We start from the raw sequence: 11,519 nt of genomic DNA, 5'->3' as shown, positions 1-11,519 counted from the left end.
TGTGGGTGGAATGGCAACTGGTCGACCGATGTCATCTGCGTTCCCGCAAATGGCCGGTGCCCAACATGCATAATTCCGATAACGGCGGACCGGCGTTATTGGACCGCAGACAGTTCCACGAGGACGCGAACTTGAACATTCCCGCTCACGCTCCGTTGCATCTGCTGCATCAGGTGAATATCGGCACACTGGCTACCCATGCACGGCAGCCGCAAGGGTACCCCTATCCGACGGTTTTGCCGTTCGCACCGGATTCACGCCATCGTCCCACCATACTCGTGAGCGGTCTGGCCGAGCATACCCGCAACCTGCATGCCGATCCGCGCGCCGGTTTTCTCGTGGCGCACGCGGTGGACGGCGACGTGCTCGAAGGGCAGCGCGCCACGCTGCTCGGTGTGTTCGAGCCCGTCGAGCCGGCGCCGGCACTCGTGGCGCGCTACCTGCGCTATCACCCGGCCGCTGAACGCTATCTTGCGCTCGGCGATTTCACGTTCTGGACGATGAACATCGAGCGGCTGCGTTATATCGGCGGATTCGGCGCGATGGGCTGGCTGGACGGAAGCGAACTCGATGCGCTCGCGCCGCTCGCCCCTGAAGACGAAGCGGCACTCATCCATTTCTTCGAGCATCATCCGCGGCGCGCCGCGAACCTCGAACTGATGGGCGTCGACCGTTACGGGGCGGACCTGCGGATCGACGGCACCCGTACGCGCTTCGTCTTCGACGCGCCCAGGATGGATTCGACATCCTTGCATGGGGCGCTTGCCGACTGCGTGGAGCGCCACGCCATGTCCTGAGTTGCCGCTGCTTTGCCGCCGACCTTACCAATAAAGTAGGACTTTTTTCCGGCGCGGCATGACCATTTCGCCGCGAAACTCTCGTGCGATGAAATGTTTTTTTGTGAAGCTTGCATTTAATTATCACGAACGGCAATTCGTCCGATATTTTTTTGTAGATCAACGAAGTTTTTCGGGAAAATACGAAATTGCATCCCGCGAAAGCCGTTGCTACGGAACGGGAAACCCCCGGCAGTTGGTGAAAGAAAAATTAATAATAATGAGGCTTGGCATCTTTTCTGTTCTTTCCATTTTGTGTTAATCTCGCCTGCAAATTCCGAGGCATGATAACCTTCAAACGGCAAACCCGGCACAAGACTGGAAGCCATTTATCCAAACCACAAGGGAACCTATGTCTTCCTACAAGGAACTACTCGCGCAGCGAGAGAAGCTGGAAAAGCAGATCGAAGAAGCCAAAGCGCGGGAATATGCGGAAGTGCTCAACGAGATCAAGCAGAAAATGGCCGACTACGGCATTACGCTGGCTGAACTCGGCGGCGGCCGCGGTAAGCAGGCCAAGGCGGCAAGCCGTTCACGCGCAAGCGTAGCGCCGAAGTATCGCGACCCGGAAAGCGGTAGCACGTGGTCGGGTCGTGGCAAGCCGCCGCGCTGGATTGCGGGCCAAGATCGCGAAAAGTTCCTTATCTAGTAGTAAAACGGCCGCTCTTCACAGAGCGCGTCCCGTCTAAAGAAAGCCGCGCGCTCTGTTTAGGGCGCGCGGCTTTTCTATTTATGTTTCGGGACTGCATATTGCGACGTTCACGAAACCGGAACTGCCTGGAATGCGAATGCGTCGTGTTTGTATAACCAACTGATTCCAAAGGAGAAATTTAGGCTCTTCAACGGAATTTCACGATGACGCCGGTACAATGGCGCCACACGTCGAAATAAACCGGTCTCACGCTTCCCATCGCATCATGCCCAACGCCGCAACCGTCCAAATCGCGGAAAAGCAGGACGTCGCCCGCAAAAGTACGCTGGTTAGCGTCGCCCTCAACTCGGTCCTCGTGGTCCTGCAGATTGCCGTGGGCCTGTTCGCGCATTCCCAGGCGCTGGTCGCCGACGGCGTTCACTCGCTTGCCGATCTCATCTCCGATTTCGTTGTGCTGGTCGCGAACCGCCATAGCGGCGCACAGCCCGATGCCGACCACAACTACGGACACAGCCGCTACGAGACCGTCGCGTCGCTGTTTCTCGGGGCGCTGCTGATCGCGGTGGGTGTCGGCATGCTGTGGCGCGCCGGCACCCGGCTCGCGAACCTCGATGAAATTCCGCCCGTGCACCTGGTCGCGCTCGCCGTAGCGGTGCTCGTGCTCGTTTCGAAGGAAGCGCTTTTCCGCTACATGCTGCGCGAAGCCCAACGCGTGCGTTCGGCCATGCTCGTGGCCAATGCGTGGCACGCGCGCTCGGACGCGGCGTCGTCGCTGGTCGTGGCGATCGGCATTGTGGGCAGCGTGGCCGGCGTGCGGCTGCTCGACCCGATTGCGGCTGCCATCGTCGGTTTCATGGTGGCGCGCATGGGTTGGACGTTCGGCTGGGACGCGCTGCAGGATCTCTCGGACCGCGCACTCGACGAAACCGCCACCGAGGACATCCGCAAATTGCTGCTCGCCACGCCAGGCGTGCGCGACGTGCACGAACTGCGCACGCGCAAGATGGGCGATTCCGCGCTGGTGGATGCGCACATCCTGGTGGATCCGCTGATCTCGGTTTCTGAGGGGCACTACATTGCCGAGTCGGCCCGCGCGCGCGTGCTCACCGACCCGCGCGTGATCGACGCGCTCATTCACGTCGATCCCGAAAACGACGCTGTGGCGCGGCCGCCCGTGAACTTGCCGCCCCGCGAGCAGGTGCTCGCCCAGCTGGACGAGGCGCTCGGCGAACAGGGCGCGAAGGCCGGCCCGGTGAATCTGCACTACCTGAGCACGGGGCTCGACGTCGAAGTCACGTTACAGCGCGATGTCCGCGAGCATGACCCGGCCGACGCGAGGTTCATCGAGCGGCTCGATCTGGACGCATTGCGGCGCCGGCTGGGAGCACGCAGGCTCGACGTGCGTCTGTCCATGCAAGCCACGGCGACGGCTACCGGCAGCGCCGGCGCAGCAGCCGATGCCCGACGGCAAGACGCCAACGAAGGCCGAAAGCCGGTTCAATCTTCGGCTGAGAAGAAGGAGTCTGTGCCGCACGGCACGCGCTGAAGCGCGACGCCGTCACAACGGCAGTTGCGTATCGAACTTGATTTCCCGCAGCACGACGCTCGTGCGGACCTGGGCGACCGCTGGAATCTTGAAGATGCGTTCGTGGAGGAAGGTGTCGTAGGCCTTGATGTCGGGCGCCACGATTTTCAGGATGTAATCGGACTCGCCTGTGGTGCTGTAGCACTCGGTCACTTCGGGGCAGGTGGCGATTTCCCGCTCGAACTGTTCGACGCCGCCTTCCGTATGGCGCGTCAGATGAATATGCGCGAGTGCGCAGACGTGCAGGCCGAGTTTCTCGCGATCGAGCAGCGCGGTGTAACGCTGGATCACGCCCGACTGTTCCATGTCCTTGATGCGCCGCCAGCAGGGCGTGCTCGAGAGGCCCACCTGGTCCGAAATTTCCTGGACCGATCGGCGCGCATCGAGCTGAAGCAGGCGCAGGATTTTTTGAGAGAACGTATCGAGTGTCAACTGCGCCTCCGTTTGCGTCGCCGTGTCCCTGCATGTTAGAGGCGGGAAAAACGAAACGCAATCAAGGCGACCCCTGGTGAGCGAGATTTGCCTGGATTGGGCACCGGCACTCGGCGTTTTATTCTGTCGCGCCGGACGCCGTGGGCGCTGCGGGGCGGTCAATCTTTCCGCTTGCGTCCGCTTTGCCGCCCATTTCGGGCGCCTCGGGCACGGCGCCGCGGCGCAATTCGGCCAGCATGTTGCAGAAGAGCGCGCCTTGCTCGATAGCGTCGTCCAGTGCGACGTGCGTGTGCGGATGATCGTCGAACCAGTGCTTCGGGAAGCGCGGCTTGATGCACTTGCGATACGGCAGCCCGGTCATGGCGAACGCGAGCGTTTTGATGTCGAGCGCCGACCACGAGAACGGGCAGCGGCCGGCGAAACGCATCATGTACCAGAACATGAAGGTGAAATCGAAGCCCGCCGGCATGGCCACGAACACCGGCTTGCCCGGCAACGCCTCGACCCATTCCACATAGGCCGCGAGGGCCTCTTCCGGCTTGCGCAGGTTCGTGCGGCACGCGGCCCACGCTTCGGGCTGCGTTTCCCACCACGCGGCCTGCACAGGGTGCGGCGCCGCGCCCTCCAGCAACTCCAGATTGGCGGAGAACGTGGCGACGAGGCGCTTGTCCGCGGTGTAGGCGGCCGAGGCGAAGCTCAGCATCGAATGAGGCCCCGGGATGGGCCCGTCCGCTTCCACGTCCGTGCTGACGTAGATTTCCTCTGTGCTGCTCATTGGGCCACCCCGCCAATCGCGTGGTCCGCCACATATGGATTCGTGCGGCGCTCTTCACCGAACGTCGAGACAGGACCGTGGCCGGGCACGAACGTGACATCGTCGCCGAGCGGCCAGAGCTTCTCGCGGATGGAACGGATCAGGTCGGCGTGGTTGCCGCGGGGAAAATCCGTGCGACCAATCGATCCTGCGAACAGCACGTCGCCCACGATGGCGACACGATGCTTGCGGCTGAAAAACACCACATGCCCTGGCGTGTGTCCTGGGCAGTGATAGACCTCGAGCGTTTCGTCGCCGAACTGCACGGTATCGCCGTCGTGAAGCCAGCGGTTCGGCTCGAAAGCCTGCGCTGCGGGGAAGCCGAAACGCGTGCTCTGGTCGGGCAGCTTCTCGATCCAGAAACGCTCGTCTTCGTGCGGCCCTTCGATCGGCACGCCGTAATGATCGGCAAGCGTCTTCGCGCCCGCGCAGTGGTCGATGTGGCCGTGCGTGAGCAGCACCTTTTCGACCGTGACCTGCTGGCGCTCGACTTCGCGCTGGATGACATCCAGGTCGCCGCCCGGGTCCACCACGGCGGCGCGCCCCGTGGCTTCGCAGACAAGCAGCGAGCAGTTCTGCTGGAACGGGGTGACAGGGATCAGCGTGACTTTCATGGCGAACGTGGGAAGAGGCGTGGCCTATACGAACGATTCAGGAACGTGGCCGCAAAGATTCGGATTGTACCGGGGGCGACTGTCTGCCGCCTGGGCCGTATGTGTGAGCGGGGGAGAGTTGGCCATCAGGCCAGGCGCGTCGGCGAGTACTGCCGCGCAGGGCTGGGGACCGGCCATTGCGCACTTCCAGTAAGCCTTACGCACTCGCCTGCCGAAGGCGGTTACGGGCGGTTACAGAGTGCGGCGCAGCAATGAATCGTACGAACCCAATAGTAAAAAAATGTCACGTTTTTTGACCCGCGGGGATGACACCGAATCGTTTTGGGTATAATGCGGCCCATTACGCACGGAAGCCGTGCGCTCTCGTAGCGATGTGGACCCTTTTGAAAGGGCTTCCAGATCGCTGTCAAGCAAGTGCTGTCGCCGCGATTCTGCATCAACGCGATTAGCAAATCCGGCATCGACTTCGTTCGTTGCCACACGTCTTGTCCAGCCAGGCGTCGCGCGCCTGACAACGGCCTAGCTGCCGTGACGCTGGATGGGGCCTACGTCGCCGTTCCTGCGTGCCGCCGGTTGCGGGTGCGCCAGAGCGCTGTTCATTCGCGCTCGATGGCGACGTTTGGTGTCTGGTCAGGCTGCCGGGGACAGGTTGTGCCAGACGTGGAAGATAACTGAGCGGTTCGCGGCGAATACGCTGCATCCGGGCCTCGACGCGCTCTCGTCATGCGCGAGCGTCTTGTCGTGCCTGTGGCCGCCGAAGCCGCATCCAGCCATGTGTCCAACGCGTGGCGCGGCTTCGCACTAGTGATGGCAAATTTATGAAATCTGGACGATCTCGACAGTTCGGGAGTCTTGTCGCCTTTGCGATTCTGACCGGCTGTGCGATGCCTCCGGGCCCGGCAACTCAGGCGAACAACGGTACGCCGGTTCGCACCGACGCCCGCAACGGCACGCAATCCACGGCGCCGCAGAGCTTTGGCGCAGCGTTCGACCACAACATTGCGGCGTCCGACGCCAGTGCCGGCAAGAGCTCGCTCGCGGACGCCGAGCCGCTGACGGACGGTCCCAACGTCTCCAACTTCCGGCAGACGGGACGCGCGTCGTGGTACGGCCGCTTCTTCCATGGCCGCCGTACGGCGAGCGGCGAACGCTACGACATGCACGCGCTGACCGCCGCGCACCGCACGTTGCCGCTCGGGTCGTACGTGCGTGTGAGCCTGCCGGGGACGTCGAAGTTTGTGGTGGTGAAGATCAACGACCGCGGCCCGTACATGCGCGGCCGTGTGATCGATCTCTCCTTCGCGGCGGCGAAGGTGCTTGGCGTTCAGAACGCAGGCACGGCGCGCGTGCAGATCGAAGGGCTCACGCAGCAGGAAGCCCGGGAAGCTCGCGCCGAGATGCTGGCGGAAAACGCGCCTAACCGCTAATCCTTTCACGCCGGACGGCGATTGCCGACGACAGACGGGCCGCTTGTGCGGCCCGCTTCTTTTTCGCTGCGGCTCGATTCAACCGGTGTTGCTGCTCATTGCGCCGTGTCTTGCGACGGCGGGTGTTGTTGGTGATGTCCGCTAGAGCACGTTCCGCACGCGCCTCAGGCCCACTCGGGCCCAAAGCCGCCGCGCCGCGCGCCGCTAACCTTCCTTGAGTTCCAGCGCTCGCGCATACAGATCGTTGCGCGATGCACCTGTGAGCGCCGCGGCCACCTTCGCCGCGCCTTTCACCGGCAGTTCGTCCAGCAGCGTACGCAATAGCGCGTCATGATCCGCTGCACCGCCTGAAGGCTGCGCGGGCGCCCCTTCCACCACCAGAACGAATTCGCCGCGCTGCCGGTTCGGATCGGCGGCAAGCCACGCTGGCCCTTCGGCCAGGGTGCAGCAGTGAACGGCCTCATGTAACTTGGTCAACTCACGGGCGATCAGCAGCCTGCGCTCGCCCCCGAATGCATCGGCGAGTGCCTGGACGGTTTCGACCACACGGTGCGGCGCCTCGTAGAACACCATCGCGTGCGAATGTGACGCGAGCGATTGCAGCGCAGAGGTCCGTTGCTTCGCCTTGGTCGGCAGGAAGCCGAGAAACGTGAACGTTCCAGCCCAGTCGCCTGCCACCGAAAGCGCTGTGGCGAGTGCGCTTGCGCCCGGCAGCGGCACTACGGCAAAGCCCGCCGCACGTACTGCGTCGACCAGCTTGGCGCCGGGGTCTGAAATGCCTGGCGTGCCCGCGTCGGAGACGTACGCCACACGCTCGCCCGCGCGCAGGTGTTCGATAACGCGCTGCGCGGCCTCGCGCTCGTTGTGCTCATGCACAGCGAGCAACGGCTTCGAGATGCCATAGCGGGAAAGCAACTGCCCTGTGTTGCGCGTGTCTTCGGCGGCGATGCGGTCTACGAGTCCGAGCACGTGCAGCGCGCGCAGTGTGATGTCGGCCGTGTTGCCGATGGGCGTGGCCACCACGTACAGCGCGGCGGCGGGGTACTGCTGTGCTTGTGCGAGTTCGGAGAGAGGGATCATGAGTCAGAACACGCAGGCGAAGGGAACGAGGCCGACATTGTGCCATGCAGGGCATCAGCCACAGACCGCGCGCGCCGGCGAGAACGCGGGCCGCGACGACAACTTTTCGCGCAGGCATGAGTCGAAGAAGCTCGGTGCCACGTTCGAAACGCTTGCCCTCGATTTCCTGCGCCGCCAGCGACTGCGCTTCGTCGCACGCAACGTGACGTGCCGCGGCGGGGAAATCGATCTGGTGATGCGCGAGCCGGACGGCACGCTGGTGTTTGTCGAAGTGCGGGCGCGGGCATCGCGCCGGTATGGCGGCGCGGCGGCGAGCATCGGCTGGCAGAAGCGGCAGCGCATCGTGCATGCTGCACAGTTTTTTCTGGCGTTGCGGCAAGGCGCGACGTCGTGCTGCCGGTTCGACGTCGTGGCGTTCGAGGCAGGACGCCTGATCTGGATACGCGACGCGTTTCGTGCAGATGGCACCTGAAAACGGCGCTTTTCGCGGGCCCGAGTGCGATAAACTTGCGGACGCCTACGCGGCAAGTTCCCGCGACACCACGCAGTACCAGATAGAAACTCGATGTCAGTCGAACGTATTCAACAACTCTTTCGCGACAGCGCCGCTGTTCAACTCGAGGCACTGGAGGCGCTGGCCATGCCGATCGCCGCGGCTGTCGACACGATCTTCGCCGCGCTCGCGAATGGCAACAAGATCATCGCGTGCGGCGACGGCGGGTCGTCGGCGCAGGCGCGGTACTTCGCTGCCAGCTTGATCGACCGCTTCGAACGCGAGCGTCCGGGCCTGCCCGCAGTCGCGCTTTCCACCGACGCAAGCGCGCTCGCCACGATGGCGACCGAAGAGGCGCTGAACCAGCTCTTCGCGAAACAGTTGCGCGTACTCGGCCAGCCCGGCGACGTGCTGCTCGCGATCACGACGTCCGACGAGCCGGCCACCGTGCTCGCCGCCATCGACGACGCACACGAGCGCGAGATGATCGTCGTTGCGCTTACGGGCAGCGGCGGCGCGAAGGTCGTGGAAGCGCTCGCAGACACCGACATTCACATTGGCGTGCCGTCTGCGCGGGTCGCACGCGTGCACGAAGTTCACTTGCTGACCATTCATTGTCTGTGCGACGGCATCGACGCGATGCTGCTTGGCGAAGACTGACATTCGAGGAGAAGTAGTTGATGAGCGGACACCGCATCAGGAATACGTTGGCGAGAACCACTCTCGCGATCGGGCTCGCCACGGCGCTGGCGGCCGGTTTGCAAGGCTGCGTGCTCGCGCTCGCAGGGGCCGCGGGCGGTGGCGCGCTGGTTGCAACCGATCGGCGCACAGTCGGTACGCAAACCGAAGACCGCGAGATTCAGGTGAAGGCACTCTCGCAACTGAGCAACAACCTGCCGCAGGACTCGCACATCAACGTGGCCGTGTTCAATCGCCGCGTGCTGATTACGGGTGAGGTGCCCGACGATGCGTCGAAGCAGAAGGCCGAGACCATCGTGCGAGGCATCAACAACGTCAATTCGGTTGTCAACGAACTGGCGGTGCAGCCGGCCAGTTCGTTCTCGTCGCGCTCGAACGACGCTTACCTGGAAGGACGCGTGAAGACAGCGCTGATCGCAGAGAAGTACATCTCCGCGAACAACTTCAAGGTGGTGAGCGAGCGCGGCATCGTCTACCTGATGGGGCTCGTCACGCAGGAAGAGGGTGGCATTGCGGCCGCCGCGACGAGCCAGGTGCCGGGCGTCGTGCAGGTGGTGAAGGTGTACCAGTACATCCAGCCGCAGGAGGCTGCTGCACTGAACGCCGCAGCGTCGCAGTCCGGTGCCAGCGCGCCGGGTGCGGCGAGTGCCCCGGCAACCTCGAGCGATGCAACCACGGGTGCCGTGCCGGATTCGTCCGTGAGTGCCCGGCCGCTCGACCAGCAAGCACCTGCACCGGTGACGAATTCGTCCCCCGCTCAACCCGGGACTGTGACGGCGCCGAAATGATGGGCATCGCTGGTATGGGTTCGTGGAAACGCCTGGCTGGACTGTTGGGCGCAGGCGTAGTGCTCGGTTTATCGATGACGGTGACCGCTGCCCGTGCAGCCGACACGCCGGCTGGGCTCGTGGTGGCGCGTAGCAATGCATGCATGGGTTGCCACGCTGTGGACCGCAAACTGGTGGGGCCATCGTTCCAGCAGATCGCAGCGAAATACAAGGGCGACGCCGCGGCGCCGGCGAAGCTGGCGCAGAAGGTCAAGGACGGCGGCTCCGGCGTGTGGGGCGCCATTCCGATGCCTTCGCATCCGCGCATGAGCGACGCGGACATTCGGACTGTGGTGGCGTGGGTGTTGGCGGGGGCGCCGGAGAAGTGAGGGTCGTCTGGATGTTTGGCGGTGGTCCGCGGTTTCTCCGCCGCTTGTTTTGGGGGTCGCGTGCTACGCGTGGCCGCAGCGCTTGGCAAACCGCTAATCGCTTGTGCTAGAATCGCAGCTTCGTTGGGGCGGTAGCTCAGCTGGGAGAGCGTCGCGTTCGCAATGCGAAGGTCGGGAGTTCGATCCTCCTCCGCTCCACCAACGGAAACCGAAAAAAGCCTTGTTAATCAAGGCTTTTTTCATTTCAGGGCCGGATTGCCAGCACCACGTTGCACCACGGTAAAACACGCAAAAACACGGTGCATTTTCCCCAGATTTTCCCCGGCTTTTGGGGCTGAAAGCCCCTCCGGACGGCCCTCTCCGCGACCCGGTACCAGCTTTGGCGCGGCGCAGGCGCAATCTGGCGTGCGCTACAATCTCGCATCGGTTCCATCCCAGCGCTATGAAGACCACAGAAGAACGGCTCGAGGAAATCGCACAGGGTGCTGCGGTGCTCACGATCCCACAAATCGCCCAGGCCTTGGGGCAGTCGAACAAATGGGCCGACGCGTCGATTCGCAACCGCCTTGCACGAGGATCGTTCCCCATTCGTGGCCGCAAACTGGGCAAGGTGTGGGTTTTCTCGATCAAGCTGGTGGCCGACTGGATCGACGGCAAGGAGCCGGAGTCGGAGCCGGAGCCGGAGCCGCTTCCGCCTGCGCTACCGGTCCAGGTGCGCCAAGCTCGGTCGTCGGACAAAGCAGCGCGAACAGGACGGCCGACCAACGCCATGCGTGCGGAAAGGTTGAAGCGCATGGGCATGGCGTTCGCCGTTCAACTTGAGCATGCGCTCGACGACTGGTGGCGCGATCACCAACAGGCCGAGGCAGCGGATCTGCGAGCGGCGGCGGACGAAGCCTTGGCCAAAGCCGGTGTGACGGTACTGCCAAACCGGGAAAAAGGTCCGCGCGGTCCCCGAATCTAGGGCGCCGGCCTGGCGGCTCTTACAGGATGCGCAGCGATCGGGTCTTACCGATCTGTGGAGAGCGCTGCCGGATCAGGTCCGCGATGTACTCGGGGAGCAACGCGCGAGGGATGTTCGCTGGGACATCATCGACCAGTTGCGATGGCACGTTGACGATGTAATCGTCCGGTGCGCTGGCCAGGCTGTGTTCGTAACTGACGCGGTACTCCATGATTCGAGCTCTGAAGCTTTGACGGTGGATTCTACAGCGGCACATCGGTCGCGTGGCAGCGCCGCCAGCGGCCGTCAATGCAGAATGTCCACCAGCAACGGCTCCCGCCTGGCCAGCGCCGCCGCTTTAAACCCCGCCACTAGGTCCAGTTTCGCTCGCATGTCCGCTGCGTTGAGTTGGCCCGTCCGGAGTGCTTCCAGGATCACGGGAATCGCTTCGTTGACCTGTCGCGGCGATGGAAGCAAGACGATGTCTACGCTTTTGAGCGCCTGAACGACCGTCACAGGTCGGTTCGAAATCTCCCAAATCGCGTCACTGATCACGAGCCCCTTGAAGCCTGCCGCGCGCAAGTGTTGGGCGTAAACCGGATCGAGCACTGCGGGCAGGGGCGACACGCTCGGATAAATCCGGTTCGACAGCATGACAATCGTATGCGTCATTTGATGGCCGCATGGACAGAGCTGAAGCCTGTGTCCAAAGTGATGCCCGTTACTTCAAGTGGTGGGGACTACTTTGGACACACGGAATGCGCGATCATCGAACCGCAAGGGCCGAC

16 protein-coding genes and 1 tRNA gene are annotated in these 11,519 nt (G+C 63.3%); 10 read left to right on the top strand and 7 right to left on the bottom strand.

What is annotated here, in order from left to right:
- Positions 1–131 precede the first annotated feature (131 nt).
- The gene (locus PKKP23_RS22940) at positions 132–797 is read left to right on the top strand and encodes a HugZ family pyridoxamine 5'-phosphate oxidase (RefSeq protein WP_126878553.1); all 666 of its coding nucleotides are present in this window, start codon (positions 132–134) and stop codon (positions 795–797) included.
- Between the two features lie 116 nt (positions 798–913).
- On the opposite strand, the gene PKKP23_RS22935 is transcribed toward PKKP23_RS22940, so the two are convergent.
- A complete protein-coding gene (locus PKKP23_RS22935; protein ID WP_126878552.1) occupies positions 914–1,165 on the bottom strand; it encodes a hypothetical protein in 252 nt (83 codons plus the stop codon).
- Positions 1,166–1,188: 23 nt separating this feature from the next.
- Here PKKP23_RS22935 and PKKP23_RS22930 point away from each other — a divergent pair, with 23 nt between their 5' ends.
- Both PKKP23_RS22930 and PKKP23_RS22925 read left to right on the top strand, forming a co-directional pair.
- Positions 1,189–1,485 carry an H-NS histone family protein gene (locus tag PKKP23_RS22930; RefSeq protein ID WP_017772444.1) on the top strand — a complete coding sequence of 99 codons (297 nt, stop codon included), beginning with the start codon at positions 1,189–1,191 and terminating at the stop codon, positions 1,483–1,485.
- 268 nt (positions 1,486–1,753) lie between these two features.
- Positions 1,754–3,034, top strand: a complete 1,281-nt coding sequence (locus PKKP23_RS22925) for a cation diffusion facilitator family transporter (RefSeq protein WP_017772445.1) — start codon at positions 1,754–1,756, stop codon at positions 3,032–3,034.
- 12 nt (positions 3,035–3,046) lie between these two features.
- On the opposite strand, the gene PKKP23_RS22920 is transcribed toward PKKP23_RS22925, so the two are convergent.
- The 3 genes from PKKP23_RS22920 to PKKP23_RS22910 form a co-directional block, all read right to left on the bottom strand.
- Positions 3,047–3,505, bottom strand: coding sequence for an Lrp/AsnC family transcriptional regulator (locus PKKP23_RS22920; RefSeq protein ID WP_006050474.1), 459 nt, complete (start codon positions 3,503–3,505; stop codon positions 3,047–3,049).
- Positions 3,506–3,623: 118 nt separating this feature from the next.
- Positions 3,624–4,280, bottom strand: a complete 657-nt coding sequence (locus PKKP23_RS22915; RefSeq protein ID WP_126878551.1) for a 3'-5' exonuclease family protein — start codon at positions 4,278–4,280, stop codon at positions 3,624–3,626.
- The gene (locus tag PKKP23_RS22910) at positions 4,277–4,933 is read right to left on the bottom strand and encodes an MBL fold metallo-hydrolase (RefSeq protein ID WP_126878550.1); all 657 of its coding nucleotides are present in this window, start codon (positions 4,931–4,933) and stop codon (positions 4,277–4,279) included. Before PKKP23_RS22910 ends, PKKP23_RS22915 begins: the two co-directional genes overlap by 4 nt.
- An 818-nt stretch (positions 4,934–5,751) precedes the next feature.
- On the opposite strand from PKKP23_RS22910, the gene PKKP23_RS22905 reads away from it, so the two are divergent.
- Entirely contained in the window at positions 5,752–6,360 is a 609-nt protein-coding gene (locus PKKP23_RS22905; RefSeq protein WP_026120972.1) for a septal ring lytic transglycosylase RlpA family protein, read from the top strand.
- A gap of 204 nt (positions 6,361–6,564) precedes the next feature.
- On the opposite strand, the gene rsmI is transcribed toward PKKP23_RS22905, so the two are convergent.
- Positions 6,565–7,440, bottom strand: a complete 876-nt coding sequence (rsmI, locus tag PKKP23_RS22900; protein WP_126878549.1) for a 16S rRNA (cytidine(1402)-2'-O)-methyltransferase — start codon at positions 7,438–7,440, stop codon at positions 6,565–6,567.
- 37 nt (positions 7,441–7,477) lie between these two features.
- Between rsmI and PKKP23_RS22895 the strand changes: the two genes are divergently transcribed.
- From PKKP23_RS22895 to PKKP23_RS22870, 6 genes are all read left to right on the top strand, one after another.
- Positions 7,478–7,912, top strand: a complete 435-nt coding sequence (locus PKKP23_RS22895; RefSeq protein ID WP_126878645.1) for a YraN family protein — start codon at positions 7,478–7,480, stop codon at positions 7,910–7,912.
- 93 nt (positions 7,913–8,005) lie between these two features.
- Entirely contained in the window at positions 8,006–8,593 is a 588-nt protein-coding gene (locus PKKP23_RS22890; RefSeq protein ID WP_126878548.1) for an SIS domain-containing protein, read from the top strand.
- Between the two features lie 20 nt (positions 8,594–8,613).
- A complete protein-coding gene (locus PKKP23_RS22885) occupies positions 8,614–9,420 on the top strand; it encodes a BON domain-containing protein (RefSeq protein ID WP_026120974.1) in 807 nt (268 codons plus the stop codon).
- A 74-nt stretch (positions 9,421–9,494) separates the two neighbouring features.
- Positions 9,495–9,788 carry a c-type cytochrome gene (locus PKKP23_RS22880; protein ID WP_240659111.1) on the top strand — a complete coding sequence of 98 codons (294 nt, stop codon included), beginning with the start codon at positions 9,495–9,497 and terminating at the stop codon, positions 9,786–9,788.
- A gap of 125 nt (positions 9,789–9,913) precedes the next feature.
- A tRNA-Ala gene (locus PKKP23_RS22875) sits at positions 9,914–9,989 on the top strand.
- Positions 9,990–10,230: 241 nt separating this feature from the next.
- A complete protein-coding gene (locus PKKP23_RS22870) occupies positions 10,231–10,752 on the top strand; it encodes a hypothetical protein (RefSeq protein WP_126878547.1) in 522 nt (173 codons plus the stop codon).
- Positions 10,753–10,771: 19 nt separating this feature from the next.
- On the opposite strand, the gene PKKP23_RS22865 is transcribed toward PKKP23_RS22870, so the two are convergent.
- Together PKKP23_RS22865 and PKKP23_RS22860 are read right to left on the bottom strand one after the other, a co-directional pair.
- Complete coding sequence (locus PKKP23_RS22865) at positions 10,772–10,963, bottom strand: hypothetical protein (RefSeq protein ID WP_126878546.1); 192 nt, start codon at positions 10,961–10,963, stop codon at positions 10,772–10,774.
- 74 nt (positions 10,964–11,037) lie between these two features.
- On the bottom strand, positions 11,038–11,403 hold the full coding sequence (locus tag PKKP23_RS22860) for a glycoside hydrolase family 3 N-terminal domain-containing protein (protein ID WP_126878545.1): 366 nt from the start codon (positions 11,401–11,403) through the stop codon (positions 11,038–11,040).
- Positions 11,404–11,519 lie beyond the last annotated feature (116 nt).

This window comes from Paraburkholderia kururiensis JCM 10599 = LMG 19447, from assembly GCF_003986935.1.
Taxonomy (GTDB): Bacteria; Pseudomonadota; Gammaproteobacteria; order Burkholderiales; family Burkholderiaceae; genus Paraburkholderia; species Paraburkholderia kururiensis.
The sequence above is the reverse complement of the archived record's forward strand: the minus strand, read 5'-3'. Positions and strand labels throughout refer to the sequence as shown.